Raw genomic sequence first — 23,900 nt, 5'->3', positions numbered from 1 at the left:
AAGAGTAAATAATAATTATGCAGAAACTTCTAATTCACCATCCAGATGGGTAACTTCCCATTTGGTTTGTTCGCCATCACGCCAAAAGCGCAATCCTACCGTAGCGTCTCCTACAGACAAGTTTGTCAGTTCTAAATCGGGTAAGGAATCTGGTAGATTCGGCTGTACTTTTAACTGTTGTTTTGAGGCATCGGCTTTAAGTCCTAAAATGGTACGAATGAGTAAGAAAATTGAACCAGCAGCCCAAGCTTGGGGTATATTAGCATCTGGGTAGGGAACTGGAAAGTTATTATCTTGGCGTTCAATTCCCGCAAACAATTCTGGTATTCGCCCAGCTTGAAAATAACTAGCAGCAGCAAAAATCCCCTCAGCAATGCGGTTAGCTTCTTGGTGATAGCCATACTTTTTTAATCCAGCCGCAACGATCGAGTTATCATGAGGCCAAACACTACCCCGTTGATAACTAATCGGGTTATATGCCGGATTTTCAGATGAAAGAGTCCGCACACCCCAACCACACCACATATCTGGTTGAAAAAGCCGATTAACAAGTTTTTTTGCTCGTTCCTGTGGTACTATACCAGACCAGAGCAGATGACCAGGATTTGAGGTAATTGATTGAATTTGTTGCTTTTTATCGTCTAATCCTAAACAGTAAAAGCCAGCTGAATCCATCCAAAAGCGATCGTTAAATCGTTGATAAAGTTCTTCTGCTTTCTGACGCAGCTTTTTCGCTTGCTCTTTTTCGCCCCACACTTCATAAATTAAAGCTGCTCTTTGCCAAGCGTCATAAACGTAACCTTGTACTTCACACAAAGCGATTGGCGGCTCGACTAACTGACCATTTGGGTAAACTATTGCGTCCCCCGAATCTTTCCAACCTTGATTGCGTAATCCTTTTGACGAATGAGTTAAATACTCAACAAAGCCATCCCCGTCAAAGTCGCCGTATTTGTCAATCCAATTTAGTGCCTTTTCCAGTGGCGCTCGACACTCATCAAGCATACTGACATCGGCGTTCCAGTTATAGGCTTCAGCTAAAGTAACAATCCAAAGGATGGTAGTATCTACTGTTCCGTAGTAGGGATGATATGGAAGGAGGTTTAGTGTAGTTAACTCATCACGCCGCAGTTCATGCAGCATTTTGCCCGGTTGGGCATCGTGCCAATCATCCAACTCAGTTGCCTGGAGTTGAGCCAGTTTCAGTAAGGTGCCACGGGCAAATTCATGATAAACTGCGATCGCTTGCAAGCTAGCAATTATTGAGTCGCGTCCAAAAACGGCAACAAACCAGGGAATCCCAGCAGCAGGCATCCAAAATTGATGCCCATTGTCATATACTTCAATCCGCAACGCTCCCATATCTACGATCGCTTGCTGATAGTATTCGGTAATTTCAGCATTAGACGATCGCAACTTTGTCGCATTAATCAGAAACTCATCCCTAACTTTTCCGGCTTGTGTATTATGAGGTACAGCGCAGGTGTCTTGAGGTTTGAAGACATTTCCATTGGCTAGGGCTGTAAAATTGATACAAGTGTGCCATGTTTTGCCAGAAGCAATGGTAACATCAAACATTAAACGACCATTGGCATAGCGTGGCTCAGAACTAGTACAAACTGGCTCAATCACAATACCTCTTAAAAAAGAGCCGTTTCGATATTCAGTAGTGAGTACACCATTTGCCCATCTGGTTTCTGTCTCACCCCGTGTCAAGATTTGCTGTGATTTGACATCAAAAATGTCCGCGAAATCAGAGCGCACAGCTAGCATTAATTGAAATTTAACAGTCTCACTGTGATAGTTAGTTATATCAATATCTTCATGCATACCTTCCACAATGTCGCGCCGAACCGTTACAAGCAAACTACCAGGAGGTAAAGTACCGTTGATAATAGGAAGTTGCGGGTTGGTGAATTGGTAAAGCGCATTATGATGGGTGATATTGCTAGAAGCTAGCAGCGAAAGTGGGTGGCGATTGAGAGAAATTTCGTAGTAAGAAATTAGGCGTGTGTCCCAAACAAAAAAACCTTGAGCTAAGTTTTCGTCGATAGAACCATCACTAGCTGTTACTAGAAAAGAAGAACCATCGTTGATAGTTATCAAACCAGGATTGACAGTAACTTTTGTCGGCATTGTCAATTAACCATTCTCTGTAAAACCTGGATACAAGGTCATACCACCGTCTACAAACAGTGTTGTACCATAAACATAATCAGATTCATCAGAAGCTAACCAAACTGCTGCTTTGGCGATGTCTTCCACCTCTCCGACACGTTTCGCTGGAATCAGTTTTAGTAAATTCGCTTCTGCCTCTGGAGTATCCCAAGCTGATTTATTAATTGGAGTTTTGATTGCACCAGGAGCAATACTATTGACGCGAATTTTATGGGGTGCAAGTTCTTGAGCAATACTTTGCATCATCATATTTATACCGCCTTTACTCGTGGCATAATTAACATGACCCGCCCAAGGAATTACCTGATGCACTGAACTCATACAAATAATCTTACCTGCGGCAGATGAAATCTCAGATTGTACACCTCGGCGCAAAAATTCCTTTGCAGCTTCCCGTGCACACAAAAATTGTCCTGTCAGGTTCACCCCAATAACTCCATTCCATTGGTCAAGAGTCATATCTACAAACGGTGAATCTTTTTGAAGACCCGAATTGTTTATCAAAATATCAATAGTGCCGAATTGCTTGATCGTCTGGCTGAACATTGCCTTTACTTGGTCTTCTTTGCTGACATCAGCTTGAATAGCAAATGCTTCACCATTAGCCGCTTTGATCTCATCAACAAGTTTTTGAGCTGAATCAGCTTCCGAATGATAGTTGACGGCTACTGCTGCACCTGAAAAAGCTAAATAGCGAGCGATCGCTTCACCAATGCCAGAACTAGCACCCGTAACAAGTGCTTTTTGACCTTTGAGCAGGTAAGGGGAATAGCTCATAATGCTTTTGATATTTTTAAAGCTTGTATTGCTTGTGAGTTTCTGAATATTTGGAAGGCTTTCATGATATTTTTGCTTTCTGAGCGTAGTACTGTAGTATTACTTTGTCTATTTAAATTTTAAGATTTAGTTAATTATGTGATTAAGAAAGCAAAACCTTTTTATGATTTTAAGAATCTCTAGTATTTTTATAATCTATCCAGAGAAAGATAAATAACATATTGTTTTACTAAATAAATATTTCAATCATTTGTCATTTCTGTGACAACAGTATTAAAATTTGCAAAATTGCAATTTTTAAGCTTAAATTAATCTTAAGAAAAAATATTATGGTATATTCAAAGCAAGTTAAGTTATTGGTTAAAGTAAAATATTTTAGTTAATCAATCAATCACAAATCTCAGATGACATAAATAAAAGAGCCATAAAAGACTTATGACTCTCAATTGTCTGATTAGATTGACTATTGTTAAATATTGCTTTAAAAAAAAACATCATTTTTTAGTTTTCGTAAATGCCAATTGAGATTATAATATCAATCAAGAATTTAGTTATTTGATTGAATTTTAACACTTGTGAAAAATAATTACTAGAAAATAGAAAGTATGGAAAAAAATTATTTCAAAATTTACTTTACAAATTTCAATGCATCGTAAATTTCCAATTTTTTTTAATTGGTTGATCTGTGGCGTTAGCACAGTATTCTTGAAAATATGAATAATGCGTTAGGCGGATGGAAATTCCATGCAACGCATCTACATATTTAAATCCATGAAGGAGAAAGCGATGCCTGCTCTGTCTCTGAATAACCAAAATTTACCATACCCTGACCCTCTACACCCAATCGTTGTCCATTTCGTAATCGCAATGGTGCTTTTTTCTTTCGTGTGCGATGTGCTGGGCTATTTCACGCGCAACGTGCGTTTATTTGAGGTGAGTTTCTGGAATATGTTTGTGGCCTCAGCAGCTATCTTTATAGCGGTGATTCTTGGTCAGTTTGAAGCAGGTCTGGCGAACATCTACCCAGCAGTCCAACCAACACTGAATTTTCATACGTTGATGGGTTGGTCACTGGCGGCTATTGTCGTTGGCATTACAGCTTGGCGTTTCGTGATTCGCAAACGCACCCCACGGAAAGTATCGCCTGCTTACTTGGGTGCTGCAACGTTTTTAGTCTGCCTAGTGTGTTTGCAAGTCTATTTAGGGAGTAAGCTAGTTTGGGTGTACGGGTTACACATCGAGCCAGTTGTGCAAGCGATGAAGCAGGGAGTTTCGCCATGAACTGGCAACTGATTGACCAGTTGAGATTGAGGCTGAATGCTAACGGATTACCTTATGAGATTCCGATACATCCGCAACTGGTGCATCTAACATTGGGTTTATTCATTCTTGCGATCGTTTTTGATATTGCCGGAGCGCTTTTTGCTTTAGAAAAACCAATCTTCAAATTTTTGGGTCTGCCTACCCTGCGTTCTGGTTTTTTTGATGTCGGGTGGTATAACCTCATAGCAGCAGCTTTTATCACCTTTTTCACGGTTGCAGCTGGTTTTTTCGAGCTACTGCTAGCAAATCCACCAATCGATCAAAAAAGCGTTTGGGGGTTAACTGCTGGTTGGACAATGCTTTTGCATGGTTTGGGTGGTGTTTTGCTATTGGGAGCGATCGCAGCCATGACACTATGGAGAGGTTTACAACGCTATCGCTGGCGCAAGGATGCTTCTAGGCAAGTGCAGTGGAGTTACTTGTTAGCAGGTATTGCAATATTGGGCATCTTGTTTGTCCACGGAACTTTGGGAGCGCAATTGGGAGAAGAGTTTGGAATTCACGTTACTGCTGCGAAGTTACTCCAAGAAGGTAAAAACCCAAATTTACTACCCAAATAATCAAGCAAGAAGCACTCTTACATGAGATTATTATGTTTAGTTTTTTTGAATATGTACTAATAGCGTTTTATGTCGCAGGGCTGCTAATTGTCAGTCGATGGATTGGACAACAGGCGTTTTCTTGGATGCCTCCCCAGGCGACAGCAGAAGCACAACGGGTAGATGATTTATTTAGCTTTTTAGTCTCAATTGGAGCATTTATCTTGCTGGGGCTTATTGGTGTTATTGTGTATGCCATAGTTTTCCATCGCGCCCGACCGGAAGACTACAGCGAGGGACACCCTTCTAGAGGTAATGGGAAGCTAGAAATATTGTGGACAGCGACTCCGACTCTGCTAGTAGTATGGATTGCCTTGCAAAGCTTCAATATTTATCAGCAATTAGACATTCTCGGTCTAAACCAAATTGTGCATTTGCACACACCCTTAGAATCTGCACCCGCCTACGCCACAACCGTTAGCGATGCCCCCAAACCTGCATCTGAAACAATAGATGTTTTCGTTAAGCAGTCAGATTGGTCTTTTCGCTATCGAAATAATCTTATTAGTAAGGAATTACATTTGCCGAGCGATCGCAGCACTCGCTTAAATTTGCAAGCACAGGATGTAATCCACGGTTTCTACGTTCCTGAGTTTCGCTTAAAACAGGATATTGTTCCAGGGCGCAAAATTGACATTGTGCTAACACCGATTCGCCCAGGCAAATATCGACTAAAAGATTCTCAATTTAGTGGTACTTACTTCGCCTTGACGGAGGCAGATGTATACGTTGAATCCCTTGATAAGTATAATCAGTGGCTCGCGCAAACGGTGTCTAGCGAAAGTGGAAATGCTCCAAATCAGGCAGTTGCCGAAAATATCCAACCACCAAAGACATTATTTCAAAGCGGCTGGCACACCATTACACCTGCTCAACCTGCTATAGCGAATCAAAGGAAGATAAATAATGACACATGATATGAGTGAAGCTATAGCCAAGAATAGAGAACATCAAAATGACTGGCGGCAATATTTCAGCTTCAGCACCGACCATAAGGTAATCGGTGTTCAGTACATGGTGATGACCTTCATTTTCTTTTTGCTTGGCGGGCTGTTGGCGATGATTATCCGGGCTGAGTTGCTCACCCCGGAATCAAATTTAGTCGATCGCCCCCTCTACAACGGTTTATTCACCATGCACGGGACAATCATGATTTTCCTGTGGATTATTCCCTTCAATGCAGGTCTTTCTAACTACCTAGTACCATTGATGATTGGAGCGCGGGACATGGCTTTTCCCCTGCTCAACGCCATCTCTTTTTGGATTTTGCCACCAGCAGGTCTTCTACTACTATCTAGCTTCTTGCTACCTAACGGGACTGCACAAGCTGGCTGGTGGTCTTATCCACCAGTTAGTCTGCAAGTTCCAGGCGATCAGTTCATTAACGGTGAATTCATTTGGATAGTTAGCCTAGTACTAATCGGTATCTCCTCAATTATGGGGGCTGTCAACTTTGTCACCACAATCTTTTGGATGCGATCGCCAGGGATGACATTTTTTAGAATGCCCGTCTTTGTGTGGTCAGTTTTTAGCGCCCAGTTGTTGCAGCTGATTAATTTGCCTTCCTTGACGGGTGCATTGATACTACTGTTGCTTGACCTCTCCTTCGGTACACAATTTTTTAAACCTGAAGGAAGTGGCGATCCCATTATCTACCAACATTTATTCTGGTTCTATTCTCACCCGGCAGTGTATATCATGGCGCTCCCAGCCTTCGGTATTATTGCGGAAGTTCTGCCAGCCTTTTCTCGCAATCCTCTATTTGGCTATCGGTCAGTTGCTCTTGCTTCTTTGGGTATCGCTGTAGTCAGCATCTTCGTCTGGGTGCATCACATGTTTACCAGTGCTACCCCCAACTGGATGCGGATGACCTTCATGGCCACCTCGATGTTAGTTGCCATACCCACTGGTGTTAAAGCATTTGCTTGGACTGCCACCATCTGGAGGAGCAAATTGCATCTAGAGACACCAATGTTATTTGCAATGGGAGGTGCAGCGATGTTTATTTTTGGCGGTGTCACTGGTGTGATGCTTGCCGCCACCCCATTTGATATCCACGTCAATAATACTTACTTTGTAGTAGGTCACTTCCACTACATCGTTTTTAATACGATCACAATGGCAATCTTTGCAGCCATTTACTTCTGGTTTCCCAAGATAACTGGCAGGATGTACGCCGAGGGTTGGGGTAAACTGCATTTCTGGTTGACCTTTATTCCTGCTAATATTACCTTTTTCTCCATGCACCCATTAGGTTTGCAAGGGATGTTACGCCGAATTTCTTCCTACGATCCCCAGTATCAAGGTTGGAACGTCATCGCTAGCCTGGGATCGTTCTTACTGGGAGCATCGACACTGCCCTTTATTGCTAATATTGTCGGTTCCTGGCTATACGGAGCCAGAGCAGTCGATAATCCCTGGCACGCTACGGGATTGGAATGGACAACTTCCTCACCACCTCCGCGAGATAACTTTGAAGAGATTCCTGTTGTCAACAGGCCTCCTTACGACTATGGCGATCCCAAATATTCATTCGTGGAAAATTCTAATGATGCTGAGTAAGAAGTTAAGAATCAGAAACTAATTAAAATTGGGCAATAGATTCAAGGGCAAAACCTAGATGAAACTTGAATTTCTTAATTACGAATTACGAATTACGAATTGGTATTATGCAACGTGGCAACATTCATATAGATGAAAGTCCGATCCGTTTTGACCAGTGGCGGCGACGCTTACCAAATTGGTTACAGCGCTTTTTACCATCTGGTGGCGGAAGTCATCAAGATCATCATGGCAAAGGAATGTTCGGATTTAGTGTGTTTCTGTTGTCAGAGAGTATCATTTTTTTGAGTTTTATCTTTACTTATGTTGCTCTACGACTGAATACTACTAACTGGCTACCACCCGGTATTTCTGGGCCAGAATTGTCTAAGCTCGTGATTATTAATACGGTAGTTTTACTTTCTAGTAGCTTTGTGATTCAACCAGCAGAAAATGCCCTCAAGCGTAATCAACTGGGTAAATTTCGCGGGCTATGGCTGATCACGATCGCAATGGGAACCTACTTTTTAATTGGTCTATTAATTGAGTGGAAAAATCTTGATTTCAAGATTACTACAGGATTAGTGGGTTCCACATTCTATTTGCTGACAGGTTTCCACGGTCTACACGTTCTGGCTGGTGTTGTGCTTCAGATAATTATGCTGATTCGCTCATTCATTCCAGGCAATTATAATAAGACTCACTTCGGTACAAGTGCGACTACGCTATTTTGGCACTTTGTTGATGTAGTTTGGGTCTTTCTTTTCTCGCTTATCTACCTTTGGCGGGCATAAAGATTTTCAGTTAACCAACTATTTTCAGGAGTAATTTCATGAACTTATTATTACAAGAACTACCAGCATCAGAACTCGCCCCAAAAGCAGTTCAAGAAACTCCCGCACCAGGTAAAGACCCATTAATTGCACATGGGTTACAAAAAGAGCAATATATTGGCATTATTGGGCTAGCGATCGCTCTAATTGCTGCTGTGGGATTTTTTAGTCGTAGAGTCGAATATGCTATTGCTTTCGCTTTATTCCTCAGCGTCATTTTAATTGCGTTATTTTTATTCATATAGCAGATTTGTCATTGGTCATTTGTCATTTGTACTTTGGCGAAAATCTTAATTTTGACTCTTTGTTTGCACCTCTGCGTGAGACAAGAAAATCTGATTTAAATGCTTAACATCCTGGCAAAATCCTGATTTGACAATACTTTGGAGATATTTTATGAACAGCCCAGTTTACCAAACTGTGATTGTCGGTGGTGGCTTTACCGGCTTATTTACAGCGTTACACCTAGCTCACGAACATTATCCTCGCTCTGTAATTTTGATTGATAAAAATGAACGTTTTTGCTTTAAGCCATTACTTTATGAGTATTTCGATGGTGAGATGGATGCTTTTCAAGTAGTACCGCGTTTTTCGGAATTGCTTAAAGGTAGCGGTGTCATCTTTGTTCAAGATACAGTGCAATCAGTAGACTTGCATCAACGAGAAATAAAATTAGCTTCGGGAAACTCCTACAATTACAGTAATTTAGTATTAGCTTTGGGTAATGTTACTGCTTATCATCATCTTGAAGGTGCCCAAGAATACGCTTTTCCTTTTTGGACACAAGAAGATGCGATCGCTCTTGACCATCATTTACGCGACTGTTTACAAAAAGCAGTCAAAACAGAAGATATAGAACAACGCCGGAAACTATTAACAGTAGTCATAGTTGGTGGTGGTGCTTCTGGTGTAGAAATGGCAGCTACTTTAGCAGATTTACTCCCACATTGGTATAGCGCTATGGGAGGAAATTCTAATGAAATCCGTGTGGTAATGCTCAATCACGGTAAAGAAATCCTCGACGCTGATATTAACGATCCTCTACGCCCAATTGCCGAGAAAGAATTACAAAAACGTACTGTACCAATTGAAATCCTTACGGGAGCAGAAGCTACTGCTGTTCACCCTAATGCAATTGAATATAAGAGCAATAATCAAGTTAATACACTGACAACTTTTACCACAGTCTGGACAGCTGGTACTTCTATTCATCCATTGATTAAAGATTTACCAATTTCCCAAGAACATCGCGATCGTCGCAATCGCCCCATAGTTACTCCCACAATGCAACTACTTGACTTTCCAGAAGTCTTTGCAGGCGGGGATTGTGCAGCCGTTGAGAATAAATCACTGCCGCTAACAGCCCAAGTTGCTTATCAGCAAGGAGCCAATATTGCCCGAAATTTGAAAGCATTAGCGTTGGGCGAAGACCTCAAACCAGCAAAGGTAAATATACGCGGAACTCTCTTAAAATTAGGGTTAAATAATGCTGCTGCTAACGTTTTTAATGTTTTGGAAATTACAGGCGAATCCGGGCATTTAATCCGTCAAGGCACTTATTTAACGCTATTACCAACACCAATTCATGATTTCAAAGCAACAACTGAATGGGTGGATGAAGAGATTTTTCACCATCACCTTGACCCTAATAATGTAGGCAAAAAAGTTGTTCAAGCAGTGGAAGTGGTTGGTGCAGGAGTTCTAGGCGTTTTAGCTGCCAGAAAATTATTGAAAATGTTGGGTTCGGATGATAAAAAAGACTAGGGATTAGTAATCTGTCAAGTTTAAATTGATGTGGAAACAAATTCGTAGTGAGTTAGCGCGGTCTTCTCCTAAAGGGAGAGGCTAGCGCCAAGAGGGGTTTCCCCCATGAGCGACTAACTTTCCCGTTGGGTAAGGACTTTAGTCCTTATTTTCCAAGCACTAAAGTGCTTACTACAAACTCTTCATTACTAACTTAACAAGCCACTAGAGATTGGGAGAGGGTAAAGAGGGCTTTGATTTATGACTACTCATATCAACGTACAGGTGCAAAGAATTCGAGCTATTGGATTAACAGTGACAAACTGCGATCGCTCTCTAAATTTCTATCAAGAAGCACTAGATTTTAAACTAGTTTCTGACATTACTGTTGAAGGGCACAATTACAGCGATTTAGAAAATATAACTGGGGCAAAAGTTCGCGTTGTTAGCTTACAACTTGGAGATGAATTTATCGAGTTGATAGAGTATCTCAATATTCAGGGTAAACCCATTCCCAGCGATTCACAAAGTAATGACCTGTGGTTTCAACATCTGGCGATTGTAGTGAGTGATATGGATCGCGCTTATGCTCACTTGCGTTCATTTCCCATTCAACCAATTTCAGTTGCTCCCCAGACAATACCACCTGAGAATGAAGCATCTGGTGGTGTCCGTGCTTTCAAGTTTAAAGATCCTGATGGTCATGATTTAGAGTTAATTTGGTTTCCGCCTGATAAAGGTAAAGATAAATGGCATCAAAACAGTCATAGCTTGTTTCTGGGAATCGATCATAGTGCGATCGCAGTTTCTAACACTGAGCAAAGTCTACACTTTTACTGCGACCTTCTGGGAATGCAAATTGATAGTCGCAGTCTTAACTGGCGTGCAACTCAAACTCGCTTGGATAACTTACCAGGAGCCAAAGTGAGAATTACAGGACTGCAACCAGTTGAAGATGGTGTAGGAATTGAACTGTTGGACTACATTTTGCCTGGAAAGGGTCGTCCTATACCAAGTGACTGGAAAAGTTGCGATATTGCAAGTGTGCAAATTGAGCTTGTTACCAATGATATTGAGCAGCTAATAGATAAGCTACGGCAAAATCAGATACCGATTGTAGATAACTCTTTTTCTAATAAGCAAGGTTATTTAATAAAAGATCCTGACAAACACACCATTCTACTCATTGCAGAATGATATTAGGGAAATTTTCATAAATCAGAGCGCAATTTCGGGCGACATAAATTTTAATACATTTAGTCATGCTTTTGTCACAATTTCGCAATAGCTTTGTCAATACCCCGTGTAATGCTATAGCTCTGGCTTGGGAAATAGTCTCAGACTAAACCCACATACCAGAATCTACAGAGGAGAATCACTCAAGGCACAGTCCCTTATGAAGATGACTCTTCAAATAGAAATTGCAAAATCTCATACAGTTGGAAGGAACAAGAAGATGAATTGGAAAATACTTGCTTTGCTCCCTGCTTTAACTCTAGCGGCTGCTTTGCCTGCTTACTCTTTAACTAATAATAAAAGCCAAAATACAACGGCTACTACTACTCACATTGCCCAAAGTACTCAGCAAAGCAACATGATGAAAAAGCCTAGTGCTATGCATAAGGCTAATGCTATGCACAAGTCCAATAATATGGCAAAGCGTAGTACTGGTAATGTATTAACAGTAGGCAGCAGAGGAGAGACAGTGAAAACTGTTCAGAATTCTTTAAAGCAACAAGGATTCTATACAGCAAGTGTAAATGGTGTCTTTGATAATAAGACTCGTGCAGCGGTGATGAAATTTCAGAAGTCTAAAGGATTAAGAGCAGACGGAATAATTGGACGCCGGACTTTAGCCGCTCTTAAATAAAATGATTTACTAACATCCTGATTGCGGAAATGTCTTAAAGACAAAAGGCTAGGAAATAAATTCTAGCCTTCAATTTTTTACAAAGCCAAGCATATTGATAAATAATTAGGACTTACGCAAAAACCCTCTTAAAGTCTCATTTCTCCGTGACCTCTGCGTACTCTGTGGTTCGTTTTCCGTTACCTGTGCGTAAGTCATAATAATGTATGTATCAACGTCCAAAAATTAAAGCATCAAGTGAATAAGCTCCAGGGCCTAAAACCGCGATCGCAATCAGCATGACGCAGTACATAAACGCCTTTTCCCAACTTGGGGGTTCACCTTTTCCTAAAGGGCCTTTATACTGTTGTTCAGGAATTAAGTATGGATCTTGGGCTACAAAAGGCTTACTTCCAGAAATGTCTAAATATATCGCAAAAATCATTGAGCAGAGAATCGGCAAGGTTGATAAGAGTGTCAGGAATCCAATTATTAGAAAAATTCCGCCACCTAACATCGATGCAGCCGATAAAAAGCAAAGAAAGACAGGCGTTTTTAGAGAATCAGCCCACTGTTGAAGATGCGTTATCTTGGGATAACCGTGTAGTATAAACAACCAGCCAATACTAACTCTGAGTAGCAAAAGTGCCAATCCTGGAAATCCGTCAGAATACACAAAAGAGAGTGAACTTAACAAGTGTGGGCCTAATTGAGGGAAATTAAATGCAGCCAGAAAAAAGGCGATCGCTACACCCAGCCCAAATTGATAAATCATAGTTGCACACCACGGGTATTAAGGTCTATAGCATATAAAGAATGACCGGCTGTGATAAATAAGCGATCGCGTTCCTTACCACCGAAAGTTAGGTTAGTACTTGTCTCCGGGATGAGAATTTTTCCTAGCTTAGTTCCGTCTGGGGCGTATACCTGTATGCTGTCTTGAGAACTAGTAAAAATATTGCCATGTTCGTCAACCCGAAATCCATCCGGTTGTCCTGGATCGATGACTGCAAACACACGCCCATTTTTTACATGGCGATTATCTACAACTTCGTAGACGCGAATATGATGAGGCCCACCAGGAATATTAAACGCAGCTGTATCTGAAACATACAGTAAACTTTCGTCTGGACTGAAAGCCAGCCCATTCGGGCGCACCATATCTGTTACTACAGGATAAATCTCATCAGTAGTAGGGTTAAAGCGGTAAACGTAACTTCCAGGTTGTTCCTGTTCGCCGCCGTAACCTTGGTTTGGTTCGGTGATCCCATAAGGGGGATCGGTGAACCAAATCGTGTTGTCACTTTTGACTACTAAATCATTTGGACTATTCAGGCGTTTGCTTTGGTAGCGATCGACTAAAACCTTCCATTCACCATCGTGTTCGCGTCGGATAATAGCACGCAGTCCAGAGGAACAAGCAACCAGACGACCCTCCAAGTCGCGGTAATTACCACTTTGATAATCAGATGGGTCGCGTATAACACTCACGTTATTGGTAGAATTACAGTGCAACAGGCGGTTGCCGTGAGCATCACTCCACACAACACTGTCATCTTCGTGGAAGTAAACAGGGCCTTCGCTATGGACTGCACCGTTTGTCAGCTTTTGCAGTGAAGCACCTGGGCGTATTAAGGCACAGATACGATCGTCAGAAATCTCAATGGCTTCAGGCATAGGAATCTCCTACTATTTAACTTGGTTACTGGCGATAAATGGCAGGTTCAAGTTAATACCAATTTAAAAAGTAATATTTATAAAATTTCTATGCATTTTTATAAATATTAAATATGTTTGATTTACATAATATATAAACAAAAATAAAATTAAAATGAAATACTACCCTCTCTTTAGACATAAATAATAATTAATCCCTTGGATAGAATCTAAAATCTAAAATTGGTAATATCTCTTTAACTCTAGGTTATGCCAATCCATCTATCACCAAATTTTTTCTCAATTCTTAATTCAAACAATTTTTTTCAGTTTATCTATGTCTAAAGGCTGAATTTATCATCTTAAGAGATATACCATCGATAAGTTGAAAAAATTAGACTTTGTGACATAAAGTAAAATGTAGAAATAAAAACTATTTAAATATTTATTTCTTAATTAATCGGTTTGGCGTAAATTGTTCTTCATCTAATAAATAGCTTATGGATCTTGGTCTTAAAGATAAAGTTGCTGTAATTACTGGAGGTGATTCCGGCATTGGTAAAGCGACAGCGAAACTGCTCGCTCGTGAAGGTGCAAAGGTTACTATTCTCGATAAGACTTCGGAAAACCTTGAACTGGCGGCTGAAGAGTTGAGAAACTTTGGAGAAATATTTACAGTTCAAGCAGACCTCACTCAGCCCAAACAAGTCGAAGCTGCCAAAAAGCAAATTCTTGAGCGCTTCGGAACAGTTCACATCCTTGTTCACGCAGCAGGAATCACAGGTGCTACGGCAGATTTTCTGGAACTGAGTGATGAGGAGTGGTACAAGACAATTGATGTTGACTTGATGGGGGCGGTACGTACGTGTCGCGCTTTTATTGGGGCAATGCGTCAAAATGGTTGGGGAAGAGTCATCCTCATTAGTTCGGAAGATGCACTACAGCCCTACCCAGAAGAGATACCTTATTGCGCTTGCAAAGCAGCAGTATTGAATCTGGCTAAAAATTTATCTAAAGCTTATGCAAAAGATGGCGTGTTGGTAAATGCAGTTTCTCCTGCCTATATTGCCACCCCAATGACTGACGCAATGATGGAAAAGCGCTCAAAACAATTGGGTGTAAACTTTGATGAAGCAATTGGCAGTTTTCTTGATGAACAGCGCCCTCACATCGAACTTAAACGACGTGGCAAAGCAGAAGAAGTTGCGGCTGTGATTGCATTCCTTTGCTCTGAGCAATCAAGCTTTGTGGTTGGTTCTAATTATCGGGTAGATGGTGGCTCGGTTGCAAGTTTGTGAGCAAAAGAGGTGTAAGAGAAACTAACAGTAGGCCAGTTGTTTATTGTTATATCAATTCGTAATGAAAGGGTGTAAAACCTTGCATCCGTACATAAACTAATATGTTACCAAGTGTTCAAGAATTGGTATAACTCTTATTCTTAATTTAAGAGTTGATTATGAAACAGATAGAAGCAGTTGTTGGTAACATCAACGATCTAAATGATGGCGAAATGCGACAAGTGTCTGTTGGCGAAACAGAAATCTTATTAAGTCGTATAGATGGAAAGTATTATGCTGTTGGCGCACACTGCACTCATTATAAAGCGCCACTGGCTGAGGGGGTACTGAGTGGACATCATGTTGTTTGCCCCTGGCACAATGCCTATTATGACGTAACGACTGGCGACCAACAAGAGCCACCTGGTTTGGATGCTTTAGCTTGTTATAAAATACGCATTGAAGGTGAAAATGTCATTGTCAGCGTACCAGAGGAAACTAACGGATTCCGATCGCCCGCAATGGCGCAATTCGACCCTAATGTTGATGGGCGGACATTTGCGATCTTAGGCGCAGGGGCGGCGGGTGTCCATGCCGCAGAAACTTTGCGAGTAGCTGGATATCAAGGGCGAATCGTGATGATTACTCAAGATAACAAGTTACCCTATGATCGCACCAAGCTGACTAAAGACTACTTCATTGGTAAGACATCCGCAGAGGAAATGCCCTTGCGATCGCCTGATTTCTTCAAAGAACACGCGATTGAAGTGCTGTTGAATAAGCGAGTTGAAGAGGTACAAACCACGAATAAAACGATTACCTTTACTGATAGCGACGCCGGAGCGTCTAGTGATTCATTAACCTATGATGCCTTACTAGTAGCAACAGGAGGCAAACCACGCCAGCTAGATATTCCCGGTGCAGACTTGCAAAACATTTTGACATTACGCAGTTTTCATGATACCGATCGCATCTTGACAACCAGCAAGCAAAAAGGACAAGCGGTAGTCATTGGCTCCAGTTTTATCGGCATGGAAACGGCAGCTGGGCTGAGGCAGCAAGGCTTAGAAGTAACTGTTGTTTCACCAGATTCTGTACCTTTTAAGAAAATTCTGGGCGAGGAAATTGGCAAAATCTTTCAGCAAGTCCATGAGGAAAACGGCGTTTCCTTTAAGTTTGGTAGGAAAGCGGTGCAATTTGAGGGTAGCGACAAGGTTGAAGTTGTAATTTTAGATAATGGCGATCGCTTAAAAGCAGATATAGTAATTGTCGGAATTGGCGTACAGCCTGCAACAGAATTTCTTCAGGGTATCGATTTGCATCCCAAAGATAACAGTGTTGTTGTTGATGAATACTTGCGTGCAGCTGATGGCATCTATGCCGCAGGTGATATTGCCCATTATCCCGATTGGCGGACAAACGAATCGATTCGCGTTGAACATTGGCGAGTCGCAGCACAGCAGGGGCGAATTGCCGCTCAGAACATGACAGGTAAAGCAGTCAAATTTAGAGGGCTTCCTTTGTTCTGGACAATGCAATTCGACTTTCCGTTGCGCTACATCGGACACGCCGAAAGTTGGGATGAAATAATTGTAGATGGGGATTTGCAAAAACAGGAATTTATCGCTTTTTATCTCAAAAACAATCGAGTCTTGGCAGTTGCAACCAGCCATCAAGATACAAAAACAGCAGCGATCTCAGAATTAATGCGCTTGAACCAGACGCTAACTGTTGATGAATTACGGCGTGGTATCGTTGATTTGATTCAAAGACGACAGCCTGAAGTTAGTAGTAAGCGCTAGAGCATATATATATGACAAACATCACTGAGCGCTATGACATCATCATTATCGGTACGGGAGCAGGTGGAGGTACGCTAGCTCACCGCCTCGCACCCACAGGTAAAAAAATTCTAGTGCTGGAACGAGGCGATTTTTTACCGAGAGAAAAAGATAATTGGAATCCCCAGGAAGTCTACCAAAAACATCGTTACCATACCGATGAGCAATGGTATAACAAAGAAGGCAAAGTTTTTAAGCCTCAGACAGGTTACTGGGTTGGCGGCAATACTAAACTCTACGGTGCAGCCTTAATTCGATTCCGAGAGCGAGATTTTGAAAGGGTAATTCACAAGGGAGGAATTTCTCCAGAATGGCCGCTCAAGTACTCAGACTTTGAGCCGTATTACACACAGGCAGAAAAACTGTATGACGTACATGGTCAAGCAGGAGAAGACCCAACAGAACCACCTCGCGGCGAACCATATCCCTATCCGCCAGTGAGTCATGAGCCGGATATGCAGTCCCTTGCTGATGGCATCCGCGAACTGGGTTATTACCCATTTCACCTACCACTGGGATTAAAGCTTAATGAAAGCGATCGCACCAAGAGTCCCTGCATTCGTTGCGATACTTTTGATGGATACCCCTGTCTCGTACACGCAAAAGCCGATGCCGATGTCAACGCCATTCGTCCTAGCCGCGAGATGTATACCAATTTCACTCTTTTAACTAATGCCAAAGTCTTGCGGCTGCATACCAGTGAGTCGGGGCGAGAAGTGACGAGAGTAGAAACTGAAATTGCCGGGGAAAAACATTGGTTTACAAGCGATATTGTCGTTGTTGCTTGTGGTTCTATCAACTCAGCAGCCTTGCTGTTACGTTCTGCTAACGATAAGCATCCCAATGGATTGGCAAATAGTTCCGATCAAGTGGGACGGAATTACATGAAACAGCTGGAAACCGCGATAGTTTCCATACACCTAGAGGTGAATCACGCTAAATTTCAAAAAACGATCGCTGTCAACGATTTTTACTGGGGAGAGCCGGATTTTCCTTATCCAATGGGGATGGTGCAAAATACTGGCAATGTACTAGCAGATATGATTCCCGCAGAGGCTCCACCACTCATGGCTCCATTTATCAAGCTGATTCCTCATTTTGAACGAAATTTGCTGGCCGAGCGATCGGTTGGCTGGTGGTTGCAAACAGAGGATTTACCAGACCCAAATAATCGGATTCGTGTGGTGGGCGATCGGATTCATGTTGATTATACATTGAACAATATTGAAGCAAGCGATCGCTTAATCCATCGTTGGACATCTGTACTCAAGTCAATTCCTCATTCGGCTAAAAGCGTCTTGCCATTTAGCATTTATCCCCGCACTCAAATACCTGAACAAGCAGTTGCTCATCAATGTGGTACTTGTCGATTTGGTACAGATCCTAAAACTTCAGTCCTTGACCTCAATTGCCGTACCCATGATGTCGATAATCTCTACGTGGTAGATAGTAGTTTCTTTCCCTCAAATTCAGGTGCTAACCCAACATTAACGATTATGGCTAATGCGTTGCGCGTTGGCGATCTGCTTGCAGCAGCGTTTGGCTAAGGCATAATAGCTGAACGATACCAATAGTGATTATTTATTTGTAAGGATAAAAAGGGCAAACATTATGACAAATGATCAAGGGCAAATTACACCACAACAGCAACCACAAATTCAATCTCAACAGAACGAGTCAGAAGGAATACAATCCCATCCATTGGCTACAGGTTTAGGTACTGTGGGAGGTGGCGTTGCCGGAACCGCATTGGGGCGCTCCATTGGTGGTAAAGTGGGTGCTGCCATTGGTGGGATTGCAGGGGCAATTACTGGTGGCATTGCAGCCAATAAGCTGGTAGAGTATGCTGAAGAATTAATTGAAGAAATCCAGCCGACAAGTGGATTAGGATTAGGAGCCGATCGCAAACCAATTGAACTACCCTCTCATTATTCTTGGGAAGAATTACAAGCTTTATCAAAACCTTCAGCAATTTACAAGGCTTGAGAGGGTTTAATATCAGGTTTGGTTAAACACTTATAATATATGTAGGTTGGGTTGAAGAACGAAACCTGACATTTTATTCTAGTTAATGTTGGGTTTCACTATCGTATCCCACTGGGGAAGTAAGCTATAACCCAACCTACATATAGCAATCCTTACAGGAGTCGTAAAAATATAGATAAGGAAACAAACCGCCAAGAACGCCATCGCGTAGCGTCTCGTTAGAGAAGGACGCAAAGGGAAGAAAGAAGAAAGAGATATATCATTTTCACAAATGATTTATGACTGCTATATTTTGAAAAACATTAGTTTTGCTTTTCCAAATTTCAATATTTTAATATACTTTATTAGCTTTATAAGGGCAATCTACTAAACCATTTCTATATTTTTCAAGATACACCAGAAGTTCCTCTACTACTTGATAGCAATTGTTCGTAATCCTTTGGTGTATCAATATCGATATCGCCTAGTGGAAATGGAATAGAAAAAACTTCATTAAGGTTATTATTAATAACTCTTTTTGCTCCTGAAGTTTCTTTCAAAGCAGCAAGTTCTGAAAAAAATATCTGATTAAATAGAGCGGGTACACCTAATGTATCCCCATATTCACAAGCAATAATCGGTTTTCTTGTCGAATAATATGTATCAACAAGTTGATTAATAATTTTGTGAGAAACAAATGGCTGGTCACAAAGTGTAATAACTACTGCTTCTGTTTGTTGCGGAAAATTATTTAAAAATTCAATACCGCTCTTGATTGAAGCACTCATTCCACAAGCCCAATCCAAGTTTTTAACTACTGTAACGGGAAGTTGCTCGATTTGGGGATGAATCTGTTCTGCATTTGCTCCAAGTACTACTACTACAGGTTGACAAACTGAAGCGATCGCCATGTCTGTAATATATTGCAACAAACTACGTCCTTGGTAAAGCAATAGTTGTTTAGGTGTACCCATCCGTGTAGATGCACCAGCAGCAAGAATCATAATCGCTATGGTTGATTTTTCATTGTCTATAGTAGTCATAAAAACTATGTGGTGAGTAGCAAGTTTGAGTTGCTTTCATCGTATTGGTGAATCGGTTGATTGCGATTTCTTAAAAAATTACCACTGCGATTTGTTCGCACTGCTTGAATTTCTGCAATAATAGCGATCGCTATTTCTTCAGGTGTATCTGCTCCGATATCAATCCCAATCGGGCCATGCAATCTGGTTAATTGTTCAGTAGTATAAACTATTCCTTGCGAACCTAAATCTTCAAGCAATCTTTCAGTACGCGCCTTTGGGCCTAAAACCCCTATGTAGCGTGCAGGAGATGGTAGCAACGTTTTCAAAATTTCCAGGTCATCAAGGTAATTATGCGTCATCACTACAGCAACTGTGTTGGCATCTATAAATACCTGTTTTTGTACAATTTCTCGTCGAGTAAGAATCACATCACAAGCTATTGGAAATCGCGCTCTAGTTGCCTCATTAGCTCGACAATCGACTACAGTAACGTTCCAACCTAATGCTTGAGCAAACTGTGCTACGGGTACAGCATCATAACCAGCACCAAATATTACTAAAGGCGTGGGTGGTTGGATGACTTCAATAAAAACTTCGGCACTGCCTAAAGATAACTGATAGTTTTTTACACTAGACTTTTGATTAGTAAAAGCTGCTTGAGTATCTGCAATCAAAGATTGAATTAAATTTGGATCTTTAATATCAGTGATAATTTTACCATCTGGATACAGCAGTAAGCGCGACCCAAGTTTCACATCTACCCCATCTTCAAAGGCAAAAACTGTAGCAATAATACCCAAATGTTTTTTATGAAAGCACTCTTGTGTAAAAGCGATCGCATTCGGTGAACTTTCTTTTTCAAGACGTTCGATGAGAACTTGCACTGTCCCATTGCACCCCAGACCAAAGCCCCAAAGAATATCTTCAGAGGCAGTGTTATCGTAACTAACAACAATTGGTTTGCCATCTGACATTCGTTGTTGAGTATGCTCAAATACGTCGTTTTCCAAGCAACCAGCGCTGATTGTTCCGATCATCCGACCTGTATTTGTCATCAACATTTTGGCACCTGGTCGGCGATAGGTTGAACCTTGAGTTTTGACTACAGTGGCAAGGAAAGTGATTTCACCATTTTTTTGACTTGACTCGAAGCCTTCTAAAATTGCTTGTAATTCGTTCATTTGATTGCTGATTTTTCTGTTTTTAGCAGTTTATGAACTTGAGCAGGCAGTCCCAATCAAAACAATGTAATGACTGTGCGATTGTACATTGCTGCTAGTGTCAAACACTCTTTCGATTTACCACCCATTAACGATTACAGTATATACGTTAGATTGAGGTGCGTTGTTTCCGCCGCAGGCATCGCGGTGTTCTGCTATCCAAGATAAGCTAAAACACCACTGAAATCATGCGCTGCAGGATAGTGGCTAACTTTAGTCATTTATCTATCAAAACCTGCGATCGCAGGCCCAACTGCTCGGGCAATATTAAACCCAGCACTATATTAAAGCGATCGCAGCCATGAGTTCCGATCGCGGTACTAGTTCTGGTACAATTGCTTGCCAAGCTGGGCCATTCATTGCCGCTGTTTGCATCAGTGCCACCAACAGGGGAGAGGTGGTGAGAGAAGTCATTAACCAAGCTCCCGCCGTGTCCTCCATCCAACCGCCAATGTTGGAGACAATCGAGGCAATCTGGCGATCGCGAAACAAAGATTTACGGAGCGGACTCCAAGCAGAGGTTGGCAAAGTAATTCGTAATTGATAATTCGTAATTCGTAGTTGCAATCAGTTCAGGATTGTACTTTCCACTGATTTTAAACCACCAAAATCTCTGATTTGGCGGGGGCTATGACACCAAGTAATTACGAATTACGAATTACGAATTACGAATTAGTAATTATTTGGTCATGACTGCGGTATGCAAGTATTTACTTCAGCATTCGAGGAGCGGGGCCACGAGTAGTATCCAATCCTGACACACGAGGTAAGGTAATGGTTTTGCCTGTTTGTGCGGCTTCGTAAATCAACGTGATTAGTTTTTGGTCTTGCAAACCTTCTTCACCAGGCGTATGGGGTTGTTTATTTTGAATCACACAATCTGCCATGTGATCGATTTCCAAAGCAAACTGATTCTTCTCACCTATCCGCACTTCGCTAATGTTTTCTGCCATGCTGTTTGTTGGCGATTTACGCGAAATCATCATTCGCAAACCGTTATAAGAAAATCCTGGATCGAGCTGCGCCCAAGCATCAGAACCGAAGACACGAAAGCGGCGTGCTTCGTGAAAGCCGTAGCTAGTGGAGCAAATCCCTAGTATTCCACTGGGAAACCGCAATTGGAAGGTGACACTTTCTTCTACCTCTTTGAAGCGCGGATCGCCAGGAGTGCTGAAGATTTGGGCGCTAATTGCGATCGGTTCTTCTCCCGTCAAATAGCGAGTTGCATTCAAGCAATAAACTCCCACATCCGGTAAAGAGCCACCTCCAGCTAAGGTGCGTTTCAATCGCCACTGGTTTAAGTCACCGCCTTGGTTTTGGCCGTTATCTGCTTGAATTACCTTGATGGCTCCCAATTCTTTGCTACGGATCATCTGAATCATGGCGCGATGGTGCGGCTCATATTGGCAGCGATAAGCAATCATCAGCTTGCGATCGGCTTGTTTGCACGCATCTATCATCTGTTGAGCATCTTCGACTGTGGTTGCCATTGGCTTTTCACACAGAATGTGCTTTCCTGCTTTCGCACCACGCACCGTATATTCCCGGTGCATACTGTTAGGCAATACAATATAAATCACGTCAACGTCTGGATTGTTACGGAGATTATCGTAATTCTGATAGTTGTAAACGTTCTGCGGTTTGATGCCATATTGCTGGGCAACAAGATTTGCTTTGGCAGCATCGCCACTAACTAATGCAGTTGGCTTTGCTAGTTTACATTCTGCAAACGCAGGCATGATTTCTTCTAATGCTAGTCTCCCTAGTCCGACGATCGCAAACCCCAAACGTCGCTCTGGGGGTAATGCAGTTGGTGGCCCACCTGTATCAACCTCAGTCTTTTCCGAGATGGGCGGAAACTGAATCTGAGGCGGTAAGGGGCCTCCGCGTGGGGTGGCTTGTCCAGTTGGCTGTTGGGCAATAACCTCTTCGCCCATACTACCAATTGCGGTGGCTGAAATGGCTCCTAACCCAGCAGTAGTAAGAATCTGACGACGAGAAAATTTTCCTTTAAACACTTCAGGCATCGTGGTTCCTTAATGATGAAATTTTGGATTTAGTACAACAATTCGTAGCGAATTAAATTTGGAAATACCCTGCAATGCCAATGCGTTGCCTGACAATGCCAATGCGTCGCCTAACAATGCCAATGCGTTGCCTGACAATGTCAATGCATCGCCTAACAATGCCAATGCGTCGCCTAACAATGCCAATGCGTTCCTCTGCAATTAAAAATCTACGCTTTTACACAAAACTGTACTTAGAGAACTCCAAGAAATAAATTATCTAATTCCTTCATGCAACGCTAATATTAGATTTTTCTGGCTAAAACTCTTTAACGTAGATGCAGAGCGACTTGCCACAGCTATCGCTTTCTTTACGAGACACTACGCGTAGCTTGCTTCTTTGCAAAAGTACGCATAGCGGACGCAAAGGGAAAGAAGAAATGTTTAACTGAACTGTATTGCCTTATGGGGTACTGGTTGGAGTTGGGGTACTAGTTGAAGTTCCAGGATTAACAAGGGAACTAACCTGTTGCAGGTGTTGTTGGAGGGTTGGTAGCGTTTGAGCAGCAAATGCTTTCACGTCTGGATCTTGTCCCTGTTGAGCTTCAGTTTGAAATGCGGAGACATCATTTTGATGATCTTCAAGCATCTGATTCAAATATTCGCGGTCAAAGGTAGCACCAGAAAGTTTGGATAAGCGTTGCTGGACTTGCTTATTTGTGCTATTGAGAGTAGTTGGCAGCGTTACACCTTTTTTAGCCGCCAACTGTTTAAGTCGATTGTTTACCGGGGTGTGATCTTTAACCATGCGCTGTGCATACCGTTTTACCGCATTGCTAGTTCCACGTTTTGATGCCAGTTTTCCTAATTGGACTTCTGCTAAACCACCTTGAGCGGCTTCAGTCATAAACTGTCTGTCTGAAGAACTGAGGCTATTTTGCCCTGATGGAGTTGGTGAAGTAGTTGGTGAGGCGGTTGGTGAGGCAGTTGGTGAGGCAGTGGGTGAGGCAGTTGGTGAGGCAGTTGGTGAGGCAGTTGGTGAAGTAGTTGGTGTTGGACTCTAAGTG

At 42.0% G+C, this 23,900-nt stretch carries 22 protein-coding genes and 1 pseudogene; 13 read left to right on the top strand and 10 right to left on the bottom strand.

The genetic code is table 11. The features are described from left to right. Positions 1 to 15: 15 nt before the first annotated feature. Positions 16 to 2,136 carry a glycogen debranching N-terminal domain-containing protein gene (locus ACFE93_RS15665; protein WP_375474163.1) on the bottom strand — a complete coding sequence of 707 codons (2,121 nt, stop codon included), beginning with the start codon at positions 2,134 to 2,136 and terminating at the stop codon, positions 16 to 18. 6 nt (positions 2,137 to 2,142) lie between these two features. Next, positions 2,143 to 2,955 (bottom strand): SDR family oxidoreductase, encoded by an 813-nt coding sequence (locus ACFE93_RS15660; RefSeq protein ID WP_375474162.1) that lies wholly within the window; start codon positions 2,953 to 2,955, stop codon positions 2,143 to 2,145. Positions 2,956 to 3,741: 786 nt separating this feature from the next. Between ACFE93_RS15660 and ACFE93_RS15655 the strand changes: the two genes are divergently transcribed. The 9 genes from ACFE93_RS15655 to ACFE93_RS15615 all read left to right on the top strand — a co-directional run bounded on the left by ACFE93_RS15655 (position 3,742) and on the right by ACFE93_RS15615 (position 11,864). Beyond that, the gene (locus ACFE93_RS15655; RefSeq protein WP_375474161.1) at positions 3,742 to 4,236 is read left to right on the top strand and encodes a DUF2231 domain-containing protein; all 495 of its coding nucleotides are present in this window, start codon (positions 3,742 to 3,744) and stop codon (positions 4,234 to 4,236) included. After that, positions 4,233 to 4,838 (top strand): DUF2231 domain-containing protein, encoded by a 606-nt coding sequence (locus ACFE93_RS15650; protein WP_375474160.1) that lies wholly within the window; start codon positions 4,233 to 4,235, stop codon positions 4,836 to 4,838. Before ACFE93_RS15655 ends, ACFE93_RS15650 begins: the two co-directional genes overlap by 4 nt. A gap of 32 nt (positions 4,839 to 4,870) precedes the next feature. After that, positions 4,871 to 5,794, top strand: a complete 924-nt coding sequence (locus ACFE93_RS15645) for a cytochrome c oxidase subunit II (protein ID WP_375474159.1) — start codon at positions 4,871 to 4,873, stop codon at positions 5,792 to 5,794. After that, positions 5,784 to 7,439 carry a cytochrome c oxidase subunit I gene (gene ctaD, locus ACFE93_RS15640; protein WP_375474158.1) on the top strand — a complete coding sequence of 552 codons (1,656 nt, stop codon included), beginning with the start codon at positions 5,784 to 5,786 and terminating at the stop codon, positions 7,437 to 7,439. Before ACFE93_RS15645 ends, ctaD begins: the two co-directional genes overlap by 11 nt. A 107-nt stretch (positions 7,440 to 7,546) precedes the next feature. Beyond that, positions 7,547 to 8,212 (top strand): heme-copper oxidase subunit III, encoded by a 666-nt coding sequence (locus ACFE93_RS15635; protein WP_375474157.1) that lies wholly within the window; start codon positions 7,547 to 7,549, stop codon positions 8,210 to 8,212. A gap of 38 nt (positions 8,213 to 8,250) precedes the next feature. Continuing rightward, a complete protein-coding gene (locus ACFE93_RS15630; protein ID WP_375474156.1) occupies positions 8,251 to 8,496 on the top strand; it encodes a hypothetical protein in 246 nt (81 codons plus the stop codon). A 151-nt stretch (positions 8,497 to 8,647) separates the two neighbouring features. Continuing rightward, positions 8,648 to 10,015 (top strand): NAD(P)/FAD-dependent oxidoreductase, encoded by a 1,368-nt coding sequence (locus ACFE93_RS15625; protein ID WP_375474155.1) that lies wholly within the window; start codon positions 8,648 to 8,650, stop codon positions 10,013 to 10,015. A gap of 240 nt (positions 10,016 to 10,255) precedes the next feature. Then, positions 10,256 to 11,191, top strand: a complete 936-nt coding sequence (locus ACFE93_RS15620; protein ID WP_375474154.1) for a VOC family protein — start codon at positions 10,256 to 10,258, stop codon at positions 11,189 to 11,191. A 259-nt stretch (positions 11,192 to 11,450) separates the two neighbouring features. After that, the gene (locus ACFE93_RS15615) at positions 11,451 to 11,864 is read left to right on the top strand and encodes a peptidoglycan-binding domain-containing protein (RefSeq protein ID WP_334850649.1); all 414 of its coding nucleotides are present in this window, start codon (positions 11,451 to 11,453) and stop codon (positions 11,862 to 11,864) included. 211 nt (positions 11,865 to 12,075) lie between these two features. On the opposite strand, the gene ACFE93_RS15610 is transcribed toward ACFE93_RS15615, so the two are convergent. Then, on the bottom strand, positions 12,076 to 12,618 hold the full coding sequence (locus ACFE93_RS15610) for a DoxX family protein (protein WP_375474153.1): 543 nt from the start codon (positions 12,616 to 12,618) through the stop codon (positions 12,076 to 12,078). Beyond that, positions 12,615 to 13,520, bottom strand: a complete 906-nt coding sequence (locus tag ACFE93_RS15605; RefSeq protein WP_375474152.1) for an SMP-30/gluconolactonase/LRE family protein — start codon at positions 13,518 to 13,520, stop codon at positions 12,615 to 12,617. Before ACFE93_RS15605 ends, ACFE93_RS15610 begins: the two co-directional genes overlap by 4 nt. 479 nt (positions 13,521 to 13,999) lie before the next feature. Here ACFE93_RS15605 and ACFE93_RS15600 point away from each other — a divergent pair, with 479 nt between their 5' ends. From ACFE93_RS15600 to ACFE93_RS15585, 4 genes are all read left to right on the top strand, one after another. After that, a complete protein-coding gene (locus tag ACFE93_RS15600) occupies positions 14,000 to 14,797 on the top strand; it encodes an SDR family NAD(P)-dependent oxidoreductase (protein WP_375474151.1) in 798 nt (265 codons plus the stop codon). 158 nt (positions 14,798 to 14,955) lie between these two features. Beyond that, positions 14,956 to 16,578: an FAD-dependent oxidoreductase gene (locus tag ACFE93_RS15595; protein WP_375474150.1), complete on the top strand. Its 1,623-nt coding sequence runs from the start codon at positions 14,956 to 14,958 to the stop codon at positions 16,576 to 16,578. A gap of 11 nt (positions 16,579 to 16,589) precedes the next feature. Beyond that, a complete protein-coding gene (locus ACFE93_RS15590; RefSeq protein WP_375474149.1) occupies positions 16,590 to 18,164 on the top strand; it encodes a GMC oxidoreductase in 1,575 nt (524 codons plus the stop codon). Positions 18,165 to 18,228: 64 nt separating this feature from the next. After that, positions 18,229 to 18,603, top strand: coding sequence for a colicin V family bacteriocin (locus ACFE93_RS15585; protein ID WP_375474148.1), 375 nt, complete (start codon positions 18,229 to 18,231; stop codon positions 18,601 to 18,603). Positions 18,604 to 18,989: 386 nt separating this feature from the next. On the opposite strand, the gene ACFE93_RS15580 is transcribed toward ACFE93_RS15585, so the two are convergent. The 6 genes and pseudogenes from ACFE93_RS15580 to ACFE93_RS15555 form a co-directional block, all read right to left on the bottom strand. Next, a complete protein-coding gene (locus ACFE93_RS15580) occupies positions 18,990 to 19,625 on the bottom strand; it encodes an NTP transferase domain-containing protein (protein WP_375474147.1) in 636 nt (211 codons plus the stop codon). Between the two features lie 5 nt (positions 19,626 to 19,630). Continuing rightward, positions 19,631 to 20,788: an XdhC family protein gene (locus ACFE93_RS15575; protein WP_375474146.1), complete on the bottom strand. Its 1,158-nt coding sequence runs from the start codon at positions 20,786 to 20,788 to the stop codon at positions 19,631 to 19,633. A gap of 318 nt (positions 20,789 to 21,106) precedes the next feature. Next, positions 21,107 to 21,355, bottom strand: a complete 249-nt coding sequence (locus tag ACFE93_RS15570) for an MFS transporter (protein ID WP_375474145.1) — start codon at positions 21,353 to 21,355, stop codon at positions 21,107 to 21,109. A 182-nt stretch (positions 21,356 to 21,537) separates the two neighbouring features. After that, positions 21,538 to 22,854 (bottom strand): Gfo/Idh/MocA family protein, encoded by a 1,317-nt coding sequence (locus tag ACFE93_RS15565; RefSeq protein ID WP_375474144.1) that lies wholly within the window; start codon positions 22,852 to 22,854, stop codon positions 21,538 to 21,540. Positions 22,855 to 22,863: 9 nt separating this feature from the next. Then, on the bottom strand, positions 22,864 to 23,055 hold the full coding sequence (locus ACFE93_RS15560; RefSeq protein WP_375474143.1) for a hypothetical protein: 192 nt from the start codon (positions 23,053 to 23,055) through the stop codon (positions 22,864 to 22,866). Between the two features lie 241 nt (positions 23,056 to 23,296). Continuing rightward, positions 23,297 to 23,743: pseudogene (locus tag ACFE93_RS15555) on the bottom strand (DUF4142 domain-containing protein); the annotation flags it as partial. Between the last annotated feature and the right edge of the window lie 157 nt (positions 23,744 to 23,900).

The sequence above is a fragment of the uncultured Nostoc sp. genome, assembly GCF_964247315.1.
In the GTDB taxonomy this organism is placed as follows: Bacteria; Cyanobacteriota; Cyanobacteriia; order Cyanobacteriales; family Nostocaceae; genus Nostoc.
Note: the sequence above shows the minus strand (reverse complement) of the source record. Positions and strands in the feature narration are given on the sequence as shown.

Coding starts and splice junctions, on each gene's coding strand:
- ACFE93_RS15665 (WP_375474163.1), bottom strand. CDS start 2,136: ATGCCGACAAAAGTTACTGTCAATCCTGGTTTGATAACTATCAACGAT.
- ACFE93_RS15660 (WP_375474162.1), bottom strand. CDS start 2,955: ATGAGCTATTCCCCTTACCTGCTCAAAGGTCAAAAAGCACTTGTTACG.
- ACFE93_RS15655 (WP_375474161.1), top strand. CDS start 3,742: ATGCCTGCTCTGTCTCTGAATAACCAAAATTTACCATACCCTGACCCT.
- ACFE93_RS15650 (WP_375474160.1), top strand. CDS start 4,233: ATGAACTGGCAACTGATTGACCAGTTGAGATTGAGGCTGAATGCTAAC.
- ACFE93_RS15645 (WP_375474159.1), top strand. CDS start 4,871: ATGTTTAGTTTTTTTGAATATGTACTAATAGCGTTTTATGTCGCAGGG.
- ctaD (WP_375474158.1), top strand. CDS start 5,784: ATGACACATGATATGAGTGAAGCTATAGCCAAGAATAGAGAACATCAA.
- ACFE93_RS15635 (WP_375474157.1), top strand. CDS start 7,547: ATGCAACGTGGCAACATTCATATAGATGAAAGTCCGATCCGTTTTGAC.
- ACFE93_RS15630 (WP_375474156.1), top strand. CDS start 8,251: ATGAACTTATTATTACAAGAACTACCAGCATCAGAACTCGCCCCAAAA.
- ACFE93_RS15625 (WP_375474155.1), top strand. CDS start 8,648: ATGAACAGCCCAGTTTACCAAACTGTGATTGTCGGTGGTGGCTTTACC.
- ACFE93_RS15620 (WP_375474154.1), top strand. CDS start 10,256: ATGACTACTCATATCAACGTACAGGTGCAAAGAATTCGAGCTATTGGA.
- ACFE93_RS15615 (WP_334850649.1), top strand. CDS start 11,451: ATGAATTGGAAAATACTTGCTTTGCTCCCTGCTTTAACTCTAGCGGCT.
- ACFE93_RS15610 (WP_375474153.1), bottom strand. CDS start 12,618: ATGATTTATCAATTTGGGCTGGGTGTAGCGATCGCCTTTTTTCTGGCT.
- ACFE93_RS15605 (WP_375474152.1), bottom strand. CDS start 13,520: ATGCCTGAAGCCATTGAGATTTCTGACGATCGTATCTGTGCCTTAATA.
- ACFE93_RS15600 (WP_375474151.1), top strand. CDS start 14,000: ATGGATCTTGGTCTTAAAGATAAAGTTGCTGTAATTACTGGAGGTGAT.
- ACFE93_RS15595 (WP_375474150.1), top strand. CDS start 14,956: ATGAAACAGATAGAAGCAGTTGTTGGTAACATCAACGATCTAAATGAT.
- ACFE93_RS15590 (WP_375474149.1), top strand. CDS start 16,590: ATGACAAACATCACTGAGCGCTATGACATCATCATTATCGGTACGGGA.
- ACFE93_RS15585 (WP_375474148.1), top strand. CDS start 18,229: ATGACAAATGATCAAGGGCAAATTACACCACAACAGCAACCACAAATT.
- ACFE93_RS15580 (WP_375474147.1), bottom strand. CDS start 19,625: ATGACTACTATAGACAATGAAAAATCAACCATAGCGATTATGATTCTT.
- ACFE93_RS15575 (WP_375474146.1), bottom strand. CDS start 20,788: ATGAACGAATTACAAGCAATTTTAGAAGGCTTCGAGTCAAGTCAAAAA.
- ACFE93_RS15565 (WP_375474144.1), bottom strand. CDS start 22,854: ATGCCTGAAGTGTTTAAAGGAAAATTTTCTCGTCGTCAGATTCTTACT.